The organism is Citrobacter sp. Cpo065 (assembly GCF_030332805.1).
GTDB lineage: Bacteria > Pseudomonadota > Gammaproteobacteria > Enterobacterales > Enterobacteriaceae > Citrobacter > Citrobacter portucalensis.
In genome coordinates this window covers 18285-36514 of sequence record NZ_JAOWHC010000021.1, presented here as the reverse complement: position 1 = coordinate 36514, position 18230 = coordinate 18285, and the positions used below count along the sequence as shown (strand labels likewise).

The window sequence follows — 18230 nt, the reverse complement described above, 5'->3', positions numbered from 1 at the left end:
GGTTCCGGAAAGCTTTCAGCTTTGGGCCAGTTATTAAAACCCCTTTTGATTTGTTAAAACACCTTGCGGTCTGGCAACTGCAAGGGTTAAACAAGAAATCAAAAGGGGGTCCCAATGGGGGACGAAAAGAGCTTAGCGCACACCCGATGGAACTGTAAATATCACATAGTTTTTGCGCCCAAATACCGAAGACAAGCATTCTACGGGGAGAAACGTAGGGCGATAGGCAGCATCTTAAGAAAGCTGTGTGAGTGGAAAAACGTGCGGATCCTGGAAGCGGAATGCTGTGCAGATCATATCCATATGCTTGTGGAAATCCCGCCCAAAATGAGCGTATCCGGTTTTATGGGTTATCTGAAAGGTAAAAGCAGTCTGATGTTGTATGAGCAGTTTGGTGATATGAAGTTTAAATACAGGAACAGGGAGTTCTGGTGTCGTGGGTATTACGTAGATACGGTGGGTAAGAACACAGCAAGGATACAGGAATACATAAAGCACCAGCTTGCAGAGGATAAAATGGGCGAGCAGTTATCGATCCCTTATCCGGGTAGCCCGTTTACGGGCCGTAAGTAACGAAGTCTGATGCAAATGTCAGATCGTATGCGCCTGTTAGGGCGCGGCTGGTAACAGAGCCTTATAGGCGCATCAGAAAAACCTCCGGCTATGCCGGAGGATATTTATTTTTTAGTACTGAATAATTAAATACTATCCTGAGTATTATTATCCTTACATTTGATATTCGATCATCCCGCTCTTTTGGGCCACCCAGTCATACAGACGTTGTCCACGGAGATTGGTTTCATGCGTATGCCAGTATAATCTTGACGCGTGGTGTTTTTTGGCTTGTTGTTGGACATACTCGATAAGCTGTTTACCGATATGTTGACCACGTACCTCTTCGCTAACAAATAAATCTTCGAGATAGCAATAGTTGGATTCTGCCCATGTTGAACGGTGAAAGAGATAATGCACCAGTCCCACTATTTTTCCATCATATTTGGCAACAGCACAATAAACAGGTTCGCTCGGGGTAAGGAAACGCTCCCACGTTAATTTTGTTACTTCATCTGAAATTTTAGTGCGATAAAATGTTTGATAGTTTATCCATAAAGGAAGCCAGCTGGCGTAGTCTTTTTGTTCTGCACTTTCAATAGTAACGGTATTCATGTTAATCATATATATCCTGATATTTTATACGAGTAATGTGTTAGTATGATGATACTAAGAACTTTATAAATTCTCGTAAAGAGACACTTTCGATATATTGATAGGATCCACTTTTAGTATAAAGGTTAATACAATGAAGAAAAACAATGCGCCTTTATTTCAAGGATTTGTTTTAGGAAAAGGCGCGGTTAAGGAGCAGGTTTACCACATCCTCCGCGATCACATCCTCGAAGGGCGATTGCGGCCAGGAACAAAAATGCCGTCAACCAGGGCATTGTCCGAGATGATGTCAATTTCACGAAACTCAGCGATCGCCGGTTATGACAGGCTATTAGATGAAGGGTATATCCTGACCCGTAAAGGGTCTGGAACATATGTCTCACATAATATTCCGGATCGGAGTATCAGCAATAGCTATCCAAAGATGGCGTCGGGGGACGTCGTCTCGCCTGATGAACAGGTTCACAGCCGAAATAATCCTGTTCGCGATTTGTGGTCAAATGAGTATGAAGGGCGCGGCATGAACCGCCTATTTGCGGTTGGTGTCGGGTGTACGGATCTCTTCCCGCATGCGTTATGGGGAAAGCTACTGCAACGTGTCTGGAGACAATCCCGGCATCAACTGGGCGCTCACACTCATCCTTGCGGGTACTTTCCATTGAGAAAAGCGGTTTGCCGCTACATTAAAACAACGCGTGGAGTGAACTGTAACGAAGAACAGATAATCATCGTAAATGGTATTCAACAGGCATTGAACATTACTGCACGAGCATTGCTGTCGGCAGGAAGTGACGTTTGGCTGGACGACCCGGGTTACAAAGGCGCCCGCGGAGCCTTCATGTCAGTTGGCGCGATGGTGAGGCCCGTACCGGTAGATAGCGAGGGAATGAACGTCCGCTATGGTATTGATCATTTTCCTGACGCTAAGTTGGCCTATGTCGTCCCGTCGGATCAATATCCATTAAGTGGAACGTTAAGTTTATCCCGGCGTTTTGAGTTGCTGGAATGGGCGAAGTTGAATCAGGCATGGATATTTGAAGATGACTATAATAGCGAGTTCCGTTATGCCGACCGTTCTTTACAAGCTCTGCAAGGATTAGATCAGAATCAACGCGTAATCTACGCCGGAACATTTTCTAAAATGATGTACCCGGAATTCCGTTTAGGTTTTTTAGTTGTCCCGCCGGGTTTACAAGAACAAATTATGGTGACGAAATATTTTTCCGATCTTGGCACCAGTTATCTTGAACAGGCTGTGATGGCGAATTTTATTGAGGATGGTCACTATGCCAGTCATGTGCGCCGAATTCGTAAGGCATGCTATGAAAGAAGAACTGCGCTGGTCAATGCTATTCAAGAATACCTGGCTGATAAAATGATTGTGCAGCCTTCTGACTCTGGCGTCCATATTGTGTGCTGGCTACAAAACGGATTAACCGGAAATGAAGTTGAGGAGCAAGCCAGATTACTAGGGATGGGAATACTATCACTAAGTCGTTATTACCAGAGCGATATCTCACGACAGGGGATTTTGATTGGTTTTGCAAATCATCCGGTAGAGGCAATTGTTGATGGGATTCGCCGTTTGGCTCAGGTTATTTAAATTATAATTTATTCCGCTCTTAGCATTAATGCAGTAAATACGTTTCTTTCGCTACGGGTAAAAATATAGCGCCTGTTTTTTGTACAATAAAATAGTGTGGATCCGTTAAAAACACGCATTGTGGTTCTTTTGGGCCGCTCAGTTTGATCATACCCTGCGCTGGTTTAGTTCTGTTTTGTAAGAGGTACAGATATGCCGGGCGTCTTTAATCAATTCCAACAACCCGTAGGTATGACTTTGTCTGACTGGAAAGGTGCACCCTTTCCACAGGCTCAGCAAATTACAGGTCGCTATTGTAAGCTTGAACGCATTAACACCGAACGTCATGCAAAAGAGTTGTATGAAGCGTACTGCGAAGCAAGCGATTGTCGTGACTGGACATATCTGGCGGTCGGGCCTTTTGAAACTTTTGATGCCTTCCTGGTTTATTTAAAAAACATGGAAGAACAGACAGATCCGATGCATTTTGCCGTGATCGATTTAACCAGTATGAAACCTGTTGGGACGTTTGCTCTTATGCGGATTGATCCCGCAAATGGTGTGATTGAGGTAGGGCATGTTTCTTACTCCGTACGCATGAAACGCACGCGAATTTCAACGGAAGTCATATCATTGCTTTTAAAGTACGTTTTTGAGGATCTGGGCTATCGCCGTTTTGAATGGAAATGTGATGCCTTCAATGAGCCTTCCCGTAGGGCGGCGGAGCGCTTTGGCTTCAGTTTTGAAGGTATATTTCGGCAGGCTATCGTTACCCGGGGTCGTAATCGAGATACCGCATGGTACTCAATCATTGACGGTGAGTACCCGATACTTCGACCTGCCTACGATCTGTGGCTCGATGAGCGTAATTTCGATAGCCAGGGACGGCAGATTCGGCGCCTTGGCGAGCTGATGGAAAGGGGATAAAAAAGCTCCCCGAATAAACCGGAGAGCCAGAAAGCGTAGCGCACGCGCAGTATTATTTCTGCCGCGACTCCAGCCAGACCAGTGCCAGCGTGGAGAGTGCGCACATCAGCAGAATGCCGACAAACCAAAACAGATACCACATCGTACGGTCCTCCCTAGTAAAGTTCGTGATTGTGGCGGCGGATCGTTTCTACATTGATTCGTCCCAGCATTTTGTAATAACTCCACACGGTATAAAGCAGAACGATCGGTAGAAAAATCAGCACAATAACCAGCATGATACTGAGCGTCATCTGGCTGGAGGTACTGTCCCACACCGTCAGGCTAGAGAGCGGATACGCGCTTGAAGGCATCACAAACGGAAACAGGGTGATTCCGGCGGTGAAGATCACGCAGGCCTGGGTCAGTGAAGCGCACAGAAATCCCCATACGGCCCGACGTTGCCCGCAGGCATAGATCGCGAGCATCGGGAACATCATGCCAAGCAGCGGAATAATTAACAGCAGTGGTGACTGATAAAAGTGCGCCATCCACGCGCCCGGTGAGGTCGTTACCATTTTTAACAGCGGGTTGGAAGGACCATTCGGATCCTGGCTAAGCAACACATAGCCGTCGATCCCCGTCCATAGCCAGTAACCGGCTAACAGAAAGCAGAGCACGACCAGCATTGCGCTACGACGGGTAGCAGAGAGCGCGCGTTGGTGAAGAATGCCGTCGGTCTTCAACTGGAGCCACACGCCCCCTTGCAGAATAACCAGCATCAGGCTTAATGCGCCGCACAGCAGCGCAAAGGGTGAGAGTAATTGCCAGAAAGTGCCCAGGTATTGCACATGAAGCTGTGGTGTGAAGATAAAAGGCACGCCCAAGAACAGGTTGCCGAACGCGACGCCGAAGATAACAGGAGGGACCAGGCTCCCGATAACCAACCCGGTGTCCCACATAGCACGCCAGCGTGCATTGGCTATTTTGCCGCGATAATCAAAGGCCAACGGGCGAAAGAAAAGGGCACACAGCACCAGGATCATTGCCACATAAAACCCCGAAAATGCGGCGGCATAGACCCGCGGCCAGGCCGCGAATAATGCACCACCCGCCAGAATGAGCCACACCTGGTTACCTTCCCAGTGCGCCCCGACGCTATTGATTAACACCCGTCGCTCATCATCGTTTCGCGCGATCAGCGGTAACAGGCAGCCGACCCCCATATCAAACCCGTCAGTGACCATAAAGGCCACCAGAATGATGCCAATCAGCAGCCACCAAATGAGCCGCAACGTTTCATAATCCAACATGATTGTCTCCTTTATCCCTGTTGTTGCGTTGGTTGCTGGTTATGCATTGCATCTGGACCAAGGCGCGCGTATTTCTGCATCAGGTAGACCTCAGCAATTAAAAACAGGGTGTAAAGCGTGAGAATTAGCCCCATCGAGAAGGCCAGTTGGCCTGCGCTCAGCGCGGAGTGGGCGTACCATGTCGGCAAAATATCCTGAATCGCCCACGGCTGGCGGCCAAACTCCGTCATAAACCAGCCCGCTTCGATGGCAATCCACGGAAGCGGCAGGCTCCACAGCGTCATGCGCAGTACCCAGCGATGCTGGTCGATACGCCAGCGTAAGGTCTGTATCAACGCAATCGCCATCACCAGTAGCAGCAGCGAACCGCAAGCAATCATGATGCGAAAGCTCCAGAACACGGGGGCCACTTGCGGAATGGCGCCGCGTTGCGCGGCCTGATATTGCGCTGGCGTAACGTGGTTCATGTCAGGCGCGTAGTTCGCCAGCAGGATGCCGTAACCCAGATCTTTCTCCACAGCGTGAAAAGTGTTCAGTACCTGAGGCGTGCGGTTACCTTTGGCAATTTCCTGCATCAGTAACCATGCCTCCCGGCCTCGCTGCAGGCGTGGGAGCGCGTCCGCCATCAGGTTTTTCAGCCCCGGAACCGGCGTATCCAAAGAGTGGGTCGCCAGAATACCCAGCAGGGCCGGTATTTTCACGGCAAAGGCGTTACGCTCTTGCTCCTGCTGCGGCCAGGCGATGACATGAAAGGGCGCGGGGGCCGGTTCGGTTTGCCATTCGCCCTCCATTGCCGCCAGTTTTACTGGCTGGAGCTGGGCGACCTCAAAGGCTGAGCTATCACCCAGTTGTAGCGTGCCGAGGATAGCCAGCGTGCCAAAGACGGAACCCACCGCGAAGGAGCGCCGGGCGAACTCACGATTGCGACCACGCAGCAAATACCAGGCGCTGATGGACATCACAAACATGGCGCCGGTGACATAACCAGACATCACGGTATGCACAAATTTCACCTGGCTGACGGGGTTAAAGACCAGCTCGCTAAAGCTGGTCATCTCCATGCGCAGGGTATCAAAATTAAAGTGAGCGCCAGTTGGATATTGCATCCAGCCGTTGGCGTTGAGGATCCACAGGGCCGAAATGTTAGAGCCAAACGCAACCAGCCAGGTCACCAGTAAATGCTGATACTTGTTTAAGCGCTGCCAGCCAAAGAAGAACAGCCCCACGAAGGTGGATTCAAGAAAGAAGGCCATCAAGGCTTCCATCGCCAGCGGGGCACCGAAAATATCACCCACATAGTTGGAATAGAGCGACCAGTTAGTACCGAACTGAAACTCCATGGTCAGGCCGGTTGCCACGCCGAGCGCAAAGTTAATACCGAATAGCTTTCCCCAGAAACGCGTCATGTCGCGGTAGACTGTTTTGCCGGTCACCACGAACAGGGTTTCCATGATGGCTAGCAAAAAAATCAGCCCCAGCGTCAGGGGAACAAACAGAAAATGGTACAGCGCGGTCAGCGCAAACTGCCAGCGCGATAGGTCAATGACGTCCCACATGCGAACTCCATCAGGCATTAGAGAGTGAATAGGTAAGGAAGAAAACGTCAGATCCGCAGTAGAAAAGTACGCAGATCTAAAGAGGGGGATCAGGCAGGCGGGCCGGATGCCAGCCAGCCGCAGACTTCATCCAGGCGCTCGAGCGAGTCGAGCAGATCTTCCGGTGCGGCCAACACCAGTTCCGGCAACGGACAGATCTCATAACTCTCAAGCAGAAGCCCTTTCAGGGTATCCAGACAGCGCACATGCCAGACATGGCGCAACGCCGTGGCGTCGATTTGGCTCTCGCCGTAGCCGATGGTGCGGATTTGAATGTGCCCTTCGCCGCACAGGCGGGCGAGGAACAGGCGATCCGCGTCGCTAATCGGCAGTTGGGTGAGGTTAATGCTATGGGGTTGCGCTGCCGGATCGCGCACGTGCGCCAGCAATTCCTGGACCAGCGTCAGGCCATTCATCAACCCATCTATAGGCGGAGGCAGCAGGCTATCGTCCGGCAGCGTATTGATTGTTGCCGCCTGCCACAGTGCCCGTGGTGCGCTGCCTACTTCCAGATGTTCCTGCCATTGCCCCTTGTCATCCTGACAACGCACCCGCCAGATACCGCAGAAAATCGACTCCTGAATCTCGCTCGCCCTGCCGTCAGCATGCTGAATGCGCACGGAAACTTCGCCTTCGCCGAGTAGCGTATTCAGAAAGGTGAGATCGTCTGCATTGAGCGCGGATAAATCCCATCCCAGCACATCCTGTTTGGCGGGAATTCTCTGGGTGAGCTGGTGGCGCACATCGGCTAACAATGCCATCACCGCCGGGCTGTGCGGACAGTTTTCCAGTGTTGCCATGCTGGGGTCGCTGTTGACCTGGCAGGTGAGGGGCAAGGGATTCATGCTGAAGCTGTCATCACCCGGCTGCGTTCCCGGCCCCAGCAGATGAAAAAAGGAATCGCTCATCATGCAGACTCCGGCGGTATACGTTCTTCAACGAGGGGACGCATCAGGTTGAGCAAGTCGGCCCACGGGTGGATACCGCTGAGAATGCCGCGCAGCTCACCTTGGGTAAACACCAGGGTAGCCGGAAAACGGAACACGCCGAAGCGATCGCCGATCGCCTCGCTGTGTTCAAGATCCGCCATGGCGATGTGCCAGTCAAACTGGGGAAACTCGCGGAGCAACTCGGCAATCATGACCGGGTTATCGCTGACTTCCGGTGTACGGCGAGGATCGCTACTGAGCAGGACCACGCCATTACGCACGCGGGTTATCCAGTCATCCAGTTCAGATGCGCTCAGCGGTTGCCAGCCCTTAGCCAGCATTCGCTGCCATAGCGCAGAAAACGGTTGGTCATTCAACATGTTAATTATCTCTCCAGCGTTACGCGATACTGGCGAATACGCACGCCTTCATAGTTTTCCATCGACAGGCAGTCATAGTTCAGGCAACGCGTTTCATCGCTTGTCTGTGGCACAATGCCCCACGCGGCCAGTTGCGTAAGCGCGGCCTGTTCCGCCGCCGGGAGCTGAGCGCGCGCGATGTCGGTCAGGCTGCCGCCATAGTCGTCCAGCTGTACCGGCTGTAGTCCCACCAGAGCGATGTGCGCGGGGAGGTGGCCGCGAATATCCGCCAGAGCCAGCACTTCAGAGAAGCTGTTCTGATGCAGACTCATTTTTTTAGCGCTGAGGTAACTCGGGACTTTGTCTCCGGCGTAAGTTTGCAGGGTTCCCGGCTCAAGCCCGTAGTCGATGGCGTCAAGCAGCAGCAAATGGCTGGCCTGCTCAACGTAGCCCAGCAGATTCAGTCCCTGCGTGCCGCCGTCAACAATCTCTACCGATTCTGGCCAGTGATAATGGGCGTACAGGCGCTCAGCGAGGCGAATACCAAACCCTTCATCTGCCCACAGCAGGTTGCCTAAGCCCATCACGATGACGTTAGGTTCGCTCATGACGCCTCCTTATCGTGCTGACCCTTGGGAAACTTATGGCTACGAAAGCCGTTAATCATGGTTGAGATGACGGTTTCGTCAGACATGATGTCCTCACGAATCGCCATATACACATGGCCTACGATGAAGGCGGCGATGAACCACATCCCTAACCGATGCCAGCTGTGGATATCGAGAGAGTTCCCGCCGGTCCAGTAGAAAAACTCTGTCACATAGCGGAAAGGGGTAAAAATGGCGTACTGGCTATGTTCGCTGTATAAGGCAAAACCGGTGAGGATCATAAAAACGGAAAGCAGGAAATAACCGCACATCGCCGCCTGTGCGATGGGGTTATGACCGATATCATCTCCCGGTTTTTTTTCCAGAAACAGATACCAACGCACCACAGAATACGCACCCTGCCACCAGCTGCGCCGCCAGACCGGCACGATAAACAGTTCGCGTGAATAACGGTTACCGACGAAGGCCCAGTAAATGCGCATCAGCAGTATCACCGTGAACACCATGGCGGCGGCGAAATGCACCAGCCGGATGTCGCCCATGTAGAACAGATAAGTGGCCTCACCGCTGACCGACGGCAGCGGTCGGCCAATGAAGTATCCGGTCACCATCAACACCAACATGCAGCCCACCGTCAGCCAGTGCCACAAGCGTACTGGCGCTTCAAACACATAGTGGCTGGTGGCGGTATCACGCGCCTCCCCGACGCGTGGGGATGTTTTTCCAGTCATCGTTCCGTTCCTTAACGCTTAGCGAACCTGGACGGCGATAAGTTCGCTGCCGTCGTCGCCGAGTACGTGGGTTGAACATGCCAGGCAGGGGTCGAAGCTGTGCAAGGTGCGCAGGATCTCCAACGGTTGATCCGGTATCGCCATTTGGGTGCCCATCAGCGCCGCCTCGTAAGCGCCAATTTGTCCCTTTGGATCGCGCGGGCTGGCATTCCAGGTGGTCGGCACCACGCATTGATACAGATCGATCTTCTGGTCGCGAATCGATGCCCAGTGGCCTAATGCTCCGCGCGGCGCTTCGGTAAAACCGATCCCGCGACAGTGCTGCGGCCAACTTTCAGGCTCCCACTTTTCGGTATTTGCGGTAGCCAGATTGCCGTTTTTCAGGTTGGTCATCAGCTTGTCGAAGAAATATTGCAGCTTGCTCACGGCCCACTGCGCTTCGTGCGCGCGGCACAGAATACGTCCCAGCGTTGATTGCATACCCGATAGCGGCAGCTTGAGGGCGGACATCATGCGATCCACGGATTCAATCGTGGCGGCATCCCCTTTGTGATAGGCAATCAGCGTACGCGCCAACGGCCCAACTTCCATAGCGTGTCCCCGCCAGCGCGGGGCTTTAATCCACGAGTAGCGTTCCTGTTCGTTGAGCTGCTTGATATCGGTATCACTGCCTTTGACATCGCCCGGGTTATACCAGGGTTCAGTAATCCCTTCGAACGGATGACGACCTAATTGATCGTCCGGATAACGATACCAGGCATGATCGACAAACTCCTGAATTTGCTGCTGATCGTCCAGGTCCACCGGCATGACGTTGTTAAAATCACCGTTAATCACCGCGCCGCCAGGCATCAACAGGCTCTTCGCGCTGAAGTCATTGGCGATATCCGGGAACGCGCCGTAGCTTAAGACGCACTTATCAGAAAGCCCGGTGCCAATCTGGCTCCAGGGTTTATTGAACTGGCCGATAGCCAGCGCGTCAGGCACCATGACGTTGTTGATGAAATCAGCGGTGCGGGTGATGATCGACTGCACCAGGTTAAGGCGTTCCATATCGACTGCGCCTACCGCGCCGCTCTGATCGATATTGATAGCGCACGGCATCCCGCCGACAATCCAGTTCGGATGCGGATTCTTACCGCCAAACACCGTATGGATTTTGATGATCTCGCGCTGAAAATCGAGCGCTTCCAGATAGTGGGCAAAGCCCATCAGGTTGGCCTCTGGCGACAGCTTGTACTGCGGATGTCCCCAGTAACCGTTGCGGAAAATCCCCAGCTGACCGCCTTCGACAAATTTCTTCAGGCGATTTTGGACGTCAAAGAAGTAGCCTGGAGAAGACATCGGCCAGGCTGAAAGGCTTTGTGCCAACTGCGATGTGGCGCGCGGATCTGCTTTCAGGGCATTCAGCACGTCAATCCAGTCCATTCCGGCTAACTGGTAAAAGTGCACCAGATGGTCGTGGCACCACAGCGTCGCCAGCATAATATTGCGAATGATGTTGGCGTTGTCGGGCACCTTTATGCCAATAGCGTCCTCAATGGCATAGACCGAGGCGAGCGCATGTACGCCGGTGCACACTCCGCAGATTCGTTCGACAAATGCCCAGGCATCGCGCGGGTCGCGCCCCTGTAGAATGATCTCCAGCCCGCGGAACATGGTGCCGCAGGAAACCGCGTTGGTGATGATGTTCTGCTCATTAATGTTCACTTCACAACGCATATGGCCTTCAATGCGCGTGATGGGGTCGACAACCAGGCGGCGACCGGCATTATTGACCGTATATCCCTGGGTTTGATACGAATTGCTCATGCCTGTTTATCCTTATTGTCTGGAGACTGTTGTCCGGCGTCGGCTAGTTGCTGTTTGTGGCGGTGGTGTTGATTGACGGCGCTGGCGACTGCGTGAACACCGACACCGGCCGCCACGACGCCTAGCGCGGTGAGGCCCACGGTATCGGCGGTTGAATGTGTCCCCATTTGTGGAATATCAACCACGCGACTGTAAAACGAACCGCGATCCCAGAAGCCGTTTTCCGAACATCCCAGACAACCGTGGCCGGACTGGATGGGGAAGGAAACGCCACCATTCCAGCGAGTGGTGGAACAGGCGTTATAGGTGGTTGGCCCTTTGCAGCCCATTTTGTACAGGCAATAGCCTTTGCGGGCGGCGTCATCGTCCCAACTCTCAACGAACTCCCCGGCGTCAAAGTGGGCGCGGCGGTAGCATTTATCGTGAATACGCTGACCATAGAACATCAGCGGACGACCCAGACGATCGAGTTCAGGCAAACGATCAAATGTCACCATGTAGGTAATGATGGCGCTCATGACATCCGGAATCGGCGGGCAGCCGGGCACTTTCACGATTGGCTTATCGGTGATCACCTTATCGATCGGCGTAGCCTGGGTAGGGTTAGGCCGGGCAGCCTGCACGCAGCCCCAGGAGGCGCAGGTTCCCCAGGCGATAATCGCGCTGGCTCCTGCTGCGGCTCTTTTTAGCTTTTCAATAAAAGGACGCCCGCTGCTGATGCAAAACATCCCTTGCTCGCCCAGCGGAGGGTTGCCTTCGACTGCCAGAATGTATCGGCCGTGGTAGCGGCTCAGAATGTCTTCAAATACCTCTTCGGCCTGCGTTCCGGCGGCGGCCATCAGCGTGTCGTCGTAATCGAGGGAAATCAGGGAGAGGATGACGTCTTTGGCAAGTGGGTGAGAGGAGCGGATAAATGATTCGGTGCAGCAGGTGCATTCCAGCCCGTGGATCCAGACTACCGGGATCCGGGGTTTGTTCTCCAGCGCCCAGGCAATTCTGGGCGTCATTCCGGCTCCCAACCCCAGCGATGTAGCCGCGAGGCTACAATATTTGAGAAAACTGCGTCTGCTTACGCCTTTGCGGCGCATCGCCTGATAAAAGGTCTCCTCGTTATTCGTATTCATAACACGCGTTTCTTCCCCCGTTGAGTTCTGGCGCATGCCGCCAGCGATATCTAAAAAAGCGTATCCGATCGGAAGGGAGAAACAATGCAAAGAGTGTGGTTATATCCTATTGCGATATTTTCGTACCTGTTATCTGTTTTTCGCTTTCCAGGAATAAAAAAACGCACAGGGGGGATCGCCCTGTGCGTCGGGTTTATCGCGGAAGAACTTAAACCCCAAGGCGATCGCGTAAGCTGTAATATGCCGCCCCCATGGCGGTAAACGGAATGCGCAGGCTGCGGCCTCCCGGGAACGGGTAGTGCGGCAGTTTGGCGAACGCGTCAAAGCGCTCGGCATCCCCGCGCAGCAGTTCGGAAATCAGGCGTCCTGCCAGGTGAGTACAGGTCACGCCGTGGCCACTGTAGCCCTGCATATAGTAAATGTTGGTATCAAGACGGCCGAACTGCGGCATGCGAGACAGCGTTAACAGGAAATTACCGGTCCAGCGGTAATCAATTTTTACCCCCTGCAATTGCGGGAAGGTCTTCAGCAGTTTCGGCATTACCAGACGCTCAATATCGTCCGGATCGCGAGCGCCGTAAACCACACCACCGCCGTACAGCAGGCGGTTATCTCCGGTCAGACGGTAGTAATCGAGCAGGTAGTTACAATCTTCCACGCAGTAGTTTTTCGGGATCAGCGAGCGCGCCATCTCCGCCGACAGCGGTTCGGTGGTTAACACCTGCGTGCCACACGGCATGCTGCTTTTTGCCAGCGCAGGTTCCAGTTTGTCACCGAGATAGGCGTTGCCCGCGACGATCACAAAGCGGGCCGTCACCTGGCCTTTTTCAGTGCTGACCACCGCCGGGCTGGTGTGCTGAATACGGGTGACTGGCGACTGTTCGTAGACGCGTCCGCCGTTCAGACGAATGGCGTTAGCTTCGCCAATCGCCAGGTTCAGCGGGTGAATATGACCACCGCTGTGGTCGAGCAGCGCGCCGACATAACGATCGCTGCTGACTTCGCGACGAATTTCACTGCTGTCTAACAGTTCAAGCTGCGTGTTGCCGTAGCGTTCCCAGTTCGACTTCTGCTCTTCCAGCGTTTCCATCTGTTTGTGGTTCAGCGCTACAAACAGCCCGCCGGGACGATAGTCGCATTCGATCTGATAACGCTTGATGCGTTCGCGGATGATATTGCCGCCTTCAAACATCATTCCACCGAGCATTTTAGCGGCGTCCGGGCCATAGGTACGTTCGATGACGTCGATATCGCGACTGTAGGAGTTCACCAACTGACCGCCGTTACGTCCGCTGGCCCCGAAACCAATACGCGCGGATTCCAGTAGCACCACGTCGTAACCCATTTCCGCTAAATGCAGGGCGGAGGAGAGTCCGGTATAACCACCGCCCACGACGCAAACATCACAGCTAACCGATTCGCTAAGGGTCGGAAACGGTTCGTACTGATTGGCGCTTGCGGCGTAATAACTGCTGGTATGTTCAGTCATGATTAAGACTCCAGGGAGATCCAGATGGTTTTCAGTTCGCTAAATTTTTCCAGCGCATGCAGGGATTTATCGCGTCCGTTACCGCTTTGCTTATAACCGCCGAACGGCACGGTCATATCACCGTCGTTGTAGTTATTCACGAAGACTGAGCCGGCTTTCAGGCGACGGCTCATACGGTGGGCGCGCGACAAATCGCGGGTCCAGACCGCGGCGCCGAGGCCGTAGTCACTGTCGTTAGCCAGCGCCAGAGCTTCGGCTTCGCTGCTAAAACGGGTGACGACCAGTACCGGGCCGAAGATTTCATCGCGGCTGACGTGGGCCTGCGGTGCGGTATCAACAAAAATCGTCGGGCCGATAGCCGCAGGATGTACATGGCTGCGGCCATCCAGCGCCAGCGTGCCTTGCGCTTCACCGTCGCGAATAAACGTGTCTACGGTGTCGGCATGCGCATTGTCGATAAGCGTGCCCATCGTGGTTTCCGGATCCAGCGGGTTGCCAGGCTGCCAGTTTTTCGCCTGCTCTTTCAGCAGGGCGATGAACTCGTCGGCAATGCTCTCTTCCAGCAGCAGGCGCGTTCCGGCGATACAAACCTGGCCCTGGTTATAGAAGATACCTGCCGCTGCATTAGCGGCGGCTTTCGGCAGATCCGGACAGTCGGCAAACACGATGTTGGCGCTTTTACCTCCGGCTTCCAGCCAGACGCGTTTCATGTTGCTGTCGCCAGCGTCTTTGAGCAGTTGCTTGCCGGTACGAGTCGAGCCGGTAAAGGTGATCACATCAACATCCGGGTGCTGTGACAACGCCTGACCCGCTTCGTGACCATACCCGCTAACAACGCTGAGAACGCCATCGGGCAAACCTGCTTTTTTAGCCAGCGCAGCCAGACGAATGGCGGTCAGCGGTGATTTTTCGGAAGGCTTGAGGATCACGCTGTTACCCGCAGCCAGTGCCGGGCCGAGTTTCCAGCAGGCCAGCAGCAGAGGAAAATTCCACGGTACAATGGCGGCAATCACGCCTACCGGTTCGCGCACAATCAGTGCCAGATCGTTCACCGAGGTGGTGGCAACTTCGCCATAGACTTTATCTATAGCTTCGGCATACCAGCGGATGGCGCGTGCCGCGCCGGGAATATCATCACGCAGGCTATGGCGAATCGGTTTACCGGTATCGAGCGTTTCCAGTAGCGCCAGCTCCTCGTGATGCTGCTCCATTAAATCGGCGAGTTTGTGCAGTACCGCTTTGCGCTCTGCGGGTGATGCTTGCGACCAGTCTCCGCGTTCAAAGACGGTACGGGCTGCGGTGACCGCGCGGTCCACATCCGCTTTTTTACCGCGGGCGACTTTAGCCAGAGGACGTTGTCCTGCCGGATCCAGCGTAATAAAGGTTTCGTTATCAGCGGCGGCACAATATTCGCCGTTAATAAATAAACGGGTCTCTGGTGAATAATGGCTGGCTTTCTCACGCCAATATTTAAGATTCTGAAAGTTCATAGCTACTCCTTTTATATCAATAAGATAAAGTTCGTTGCTGATCTTTTTCAGGCAAAATCAGGCTGCACGATGCCCCAGGGATGTACCCTGTTAATGCGCGTTATTTAAGAAGGCCTGAGAAACTCAGGCCGCTACTTATTAGAAAGTGGTGGGAGTGTGGGCACTGATGATGCGGCAGATCCCTGCCGAGGTGTTGCTGAAACTGTGTGGTATGCCGGTGTTAATGGCATAGCTTTGCCCTGCAACAAGAGGATACGTTTGACCGTTGATGGTCAGTATCACTTCACCTTCCAGTATTGTGCCAATCTCTTCACCCTGGTGTTTAATTCTCTCCCCGGTTGTCGTGCCTGGCTGATAGGTTTCAAACATCATTGCCAGCGTACGATTCGGATTTCCGTTGTGTACCAGCTTCATGGATACTCCCTGACTCCCGATCTCAATCAAATCATCCTGATTGATAACCACCTGCGGTTCGTCAGGCTTTTCCGGTTCCGCGAAGAACTCGGAGAGCGACAGCCCATATACTTTCAATAGCTTTTGCAGCGTACTGATGGCAGGACTGACTTTATCCTGCTCTATGGTGCTGATGGCGCTATGCGTTAACCCAGACAGTTCGGCGGCACGACGCTGCGAAAGACCCAATTGCTGGCGGATCTCTGACAAACGTTTACCCGGCGCCAGGCCGTCATCGCTCATAATTGCATTTCCTTAACTGTAGTGGTCAGAGTCGCTGTTTTTCAGCGAGGTGGTTCTGACAAGCGGTGATAAAACCTTCAAGTAACAAACGCGACAGGGCGTATTCGCTACTGTTCCATTCCGGGTGCCACTGCACGCCGAGCGCGAAAGGATGGTCATGGACACTGGCAGCTTCCACTAATCCATCCTGCGAGCGTGCTTCCACGCGCAGCTGCGGGCCAAGGGTTTTTGCGCCCTGACCATGCAAGGAGTTGACCCAAAACGTGCTGCAACCTGGTATTAACTGAGATAGCAATCCTCCCTGTTGAACCTGGACTTCATGAGATGGTGCATATTGCTGCTCCACCGGGAGTTCCGCATCTTCACGATGTTCCAGGAACTGTGGATGATCGCACAGGCGACGATACAGAGTCCCGCCAGTGGCGACAACTAATTCCTGTAAGCCCCGGCAGATGGCGAAAATGGGAATGCGCCTTTCGAGCCCGGCGGTAATTAGCGCCATGCTCAGAAGATCACGCCCGGGATCGGCGTCAGACTCATCGCCATTTTCACCATAGAGGTGCGGCTGCACATTGCTTGGGCTTCCTGGCAGGAAGATACCGTCCAGTTTCGGTAACAGCGCGTTCAACAATTCGGGTTCCGCAAGCGCATGGGGAAGCGCTATCGGTAATCCACCGGCATTTAATACCGCATTCAGGTACTTTTCTTGCAGAGTCTGGGTCTGGTGACCCTTAAGCCTGTTCCTACACATCACTACACCAATAACTGGCTTGTCAAATATATTGCCCATGATCGACCTCACGTTTTGGAATAAATTATTGCCAAACGGTTCCTTGTTGTGCCATTCCGTTCATTATTTTCTCAATCTAGCAGCGGAATAACCTTCTAGCAAACTTAATTTAACATTTGACAAACAATTTGTTTGCATCCAGAGTCGAAGGGTGGACATTATATTTAACAGTCAAATCACAGAACAGCTTACCAGGCCAACGGCGGTGAATCATGGAAACCAATATCGTAGAAGTTGAGAATTTTGTTCAGCATTCTGAAGAGAGACGAAGTAGCGCGTTTGCGCGCGAAGTTAAGCAGTATCTGGAACGCTATCCTAATACGCAGTATGTGGATGTGTTGTTAACCGACCTTAATGGCTGTTTTCGCGGTAAGCGCCTTCCCGTTGCGGGATTGCATAAGTTAGAGAAAGGCTGCTATTTCCCGGCATCCGTTTTCGCGATGGATATTCTGGGCAATGTGGTCGAAGAGGCGGGATTAGGCCAGGAGCTTGGCGAACCGGATCGGACCTGTGTACCCGTGGCAGGTACGTTAACCCCTTCGGCTGCCGATCCGGAATTTATTGCGCAGATGATGCTGACGATGCTGGATGAAGATGGCGCTCCCTTTGACGTTGAGCCGCGGAACGTACTAAACCGACTCTGGCAGAAACTTCGCCAGCGCGGTCTGTTCCCCGTCGTAGCGGTAGAGCTGGAGTTCTATTTACTCGATCGTAAGCGCGATCCCGAAGGTTATCTGCAGCCGCCATGCGCGCCGGGAACGGACGATCGTAATACCCAAAGTCAGGTTTATTCGGTTGATAACCTGAACCACTTTGCAGATGTGCTGAACGATATCGATGAACTGGCCCGTTTGCAGCTGATCCCGGCTGACGGCGCGGTGGCTGAAGCCTCCCCTGGGCAGTTTGAAATCAACCTCTACCATACCGACAACGTGCTCGACGCCTGCGATGACGCGCTGGCGTTGAAACGTCTGGTACGGCTGGTGGCAGAGAAACATAAGATGCATGCCACGTTTATGGCAAAGCCTTATGAGGAGCATGCCGGTAGCGGGATGCATATCCACATCAGCGTCATGAATAACAAAGGTGAGAACGTGCTGGCTGATGCGAATGGCGATGATTCCGCGTTATTAAAGCGTGCGCTTGCTGGGATGATTGATCTGATGCCCGCATCAATGGCGCTGCTGGCGCCGAATGTGAACTCCTATCGCCGCTTCCAGCCGGGGATGTATGTTCCGACCCAGGCGTCCTGGGGGCATAACAACCGGACGGTGGCGCTGCGTATTCCCTGCGGCGACCGTGATAACCATCGGGTTGAATATCGCGTAGCGGGGGCTGATGCCAACCCGTATCTGGTGATGTCGACCATCCTGGCGGGGATCCTTCACGGTCTGGATAACGAACTGCCGTTACAAGAAGAAGTGGAGGGTAACGGTCTGGAGCAGGAAGGGCTGCCGTTCCCGATTCGCCAGAGCGATGCACTGTGGGAGTTTATGCAAAATGACAGTCTGCGTGAACTATTGGGTGAGCGGTTTAGCCATGTGTATCACGCCTGTAAAAACGATGAGCTTATCCAGTTTGAACGTCTGATTACCGACACTGAAATTGAGTGGATGCTGAAAAACGCCTGACCGTTGTA

General features: G+C 53.2%; 18 protein-coding genes. 4 read left to right on the top strand and 14 right to left on the bottom strand.

Going from position 1 to position 18230, the window contains the following annotated elements; genetic code table 11:
- Window positions 1-114 precede the first annotated feature (114 nt).
- Entirely contained in the window at window positions 115-573 is a 459-nt protein-coding gene (gene tnpA / locus OGY68_RS05125) for an IS200/IS605 family transposase (protein ID WP_057069660.1), read from the top strand.
- Window positions 574-726: 153 nt separating this feature from the next.
- On the opposite strand, the gene OGY68_RS05120 is transcribed toward tnpA, so the two are convergent.
- Complete coding sequence (locus OGY68_RS05120; protein ID WP_057068759.1) at window positions 727-1176, bottom strand: GNAT family N-acetyltransferase; 450 nt, start codon at window positions 1174-1176, stop codon at window positions 727-729.
- Between the two features lie 124 nt (window positions 1177-1300).
- Between OGY68_RS05120 and pdxR the strand changes: the two genes are divergently transcribed.
- Together pdxR and OGY68_RS05110 are read left to right on the top strand one after the other, a co-directional pair.
- The gene (gene pdxR, locus OGY68_RS05115; protein ID WP_057068761.1) at window positions 1301-2770 is read left to right on the top strand and encodes a MocR-like pyridoxine biosynthesis transcription factor PdxR; all 1470 of its coding nucleotides are present in this window, start codon (window positions 1301-1303) and stop codon (window positions 2768-2770) included.
- 192 nt (window positions 2771-2962) lie between these two features.
- Entirely contained in the window at window positions 2963-3676 is a 714-nt protein-coding gene (locus tag OGY68_RS05110) for a GNAT family N-acetyltransferase (protein WP_057068763.1), read from the top strand.
- A 52-nt stretch (window positions 3677-3728) separates the two neighbouring features.
- Here OGY68_RS05110 and cbdX read toward each other — a convergent pair whose 3' ends face one another.
- From cbdX to puuD, 13 genes are all read right to left on the bottom strand, one after another.
- Entirely contained in the window at window positions 3729-3818 is a 90-nt protein-coding gene (gene cbdX, locus OGY68_RS05105) for a cytochrome bd-II oxidase subunit CbdX (RefSeq protein WP_003830863.1), read from the bottom strand.
- A gap of 13 nt (window positions 3819-3831) precedes the next feature.
- Window positions 3832-4968: a cytochrome d ubiquinol oxidase subunit II gene (appB, locus tag OGY68_RS05100; RefSeq protein ID WP_057068765.1), complete on the bottom strand. Its 1137-nt coding sequence runs from the start codon at window positions 4966-4968 to the stop codon at window positions 3832-3834.
- An 11-nt stretch (window positions 4969-4979) separates the two neighbouring features.
- Complete coding sequence (appC, locus tag OGY68_RS05095; protein WP_057068767.1) at window positions 4980-6524, bottom strand: cytochrome bd-II oxidase subunit 1; 1545 nt, start codon at window positions 6522-6524, stop codon at window positions 4980-4982.
- Between the two features lie 89 nt (window positions 6525-6613).
- The gene (locus tag OGY68_RS05090; RefSeq protein WP_057068776.1) at window positions 6614-7471 is read right to left on the bottom strand and encodes a hydrogenase expression/formation protein; all 858 of its coding nucleotides are present in this window, start codon (window positions 7469-7471) and stop codon (window positions 6614-6616) included.
- Window positions 7471-7872 (bottom strand): hydrogenase-1 operon protein HyaE, encoded by a 402-nt coding sequence (gene hyaE, locus OGY68_RS05085; RefSeq protein ID WP_048236031.1) that lies wholly within the window; start codon window positions 7870-7872, stop codon window positions 7471-7473. The genes OGY68_RS05090 and hyaE overlap by 1 nt, the downstream gene beginning before the upstream one ends.
- A 5-nt stretch (window positions 7873-7877) precedes the next feature.
- Window positions 7878-8459, bottom strand: a complete 582-nt coding sequence (hyaD, locus tag OGY68_RS05080) for a hydrogenase 1 maturation protease (protein ID WP_048236030.1) — start codon at window positions 8457-8459, stop codon at window positions 7878-7880.
- Window positions 8456-9190, bottom strand: a complete 735-nt coding sequence (gene hyaC, locus OGY68_RS05075) for a Ni/Fe-hydrogenase b-type cytochrome subunit (RefSeq protein WP_032942451.1) — start codon at window positions 9188-9190, stop codon at window positions 8456-8458. Before hyaC ends, hyaD begins: the two co-directional genes overlap by 4 nt.
- An 18-nt stretch (window positions 9191-9208) precedes the next feature.
- Window positions 9209-11002, bottom strand: a complete 1794-nt coding sequence (gene hyaB / locus OGY68_RS05070; protein ID WP_032942453.1) for a Ni/Fe-hydrogenase large subunit — start codon at window positions 11000-11002, stop codon at window positions 9209-9211.
- Window positions 10999-12126, bottom strand: coding sequence for a hydrogenase 1 small subunit (gene hyaA / locus OGY68_RS05065; RefSeq protein WP_100247274.1), 1128 nt, complete (start codon window positions 12124-12126; stop codon window positions 10999-11001). Before hyaA ends, hyaB begins: the two co-directional genes overlap by 4 nt.
- Window positions 12127-12334: 208 nt before the next feature.
- Window positions 12335-13615 (bottom strand): NAD(P)/FAD-dependent oxidoreductase, encoded by a 1281-nt coding sequence (locus OGY68_RS05060; protein ID WP_057068772.1) that lies wholly within the window; start codon window positions 13613-13615, stop codon window positions 12335-12337.
- Between the two features lie 2 nt (window positions 13616-13617).
- Window positions 13618-15105: an aldehyde dehydrogenase PuuC gene (gene puuC, locus OGY68_RS05055; RefSeq protein ID WP_048236025.1), complete on the bottom strand. Its 1488-nt coding sequence runs from the start codon at window positions 15103-15105 to the stop codon at window positions 13618-13620.
- Window positions 15106-15243: 138 nt separating this feature from the next.
- On the bottom strand, window positions 15244-15801 hold the full coding sequence (gene puuR / locus OGY68_RS05050) for an HTH-type transcriptional regulator PuuR (protein ID WP_003830877.1): 558 nt from the start codon (window positions 15799-15801) through the stop codon (window positions 15244-15246).
- Between the two features lie 25 nt (window positions 15802-15826).
- Window positions 15827-16591, bottom strand: coding sequence for a gamma-glutamyl-gamma-aminobutyrate hydrolase (puuD, locus tag OGY68_RS05045; RefSeq protein WP_003830878.1), 765 nt, complete (start codon window positions 16589-16591; stop codon window positions 15827-15829).
- Window positions 16592-16803: 212 nt separating this feature from the next.
- On the opposite strand from puuD, the gene OGY68_RS05040 reads away from it, so the two are divergent.
- Complete coding sequence (locus tag OGY68_RS05040; RefSeq protein ID WP_003830879.1) at window positions 16804-18222, top strand: glutamine synthetase family protein; 1419 nt, start codon at window positions 16804-16806, stop codon at window positions 18220-18222.
- Window positions 18223-18230: the final 8 nt, after the last annotated feature.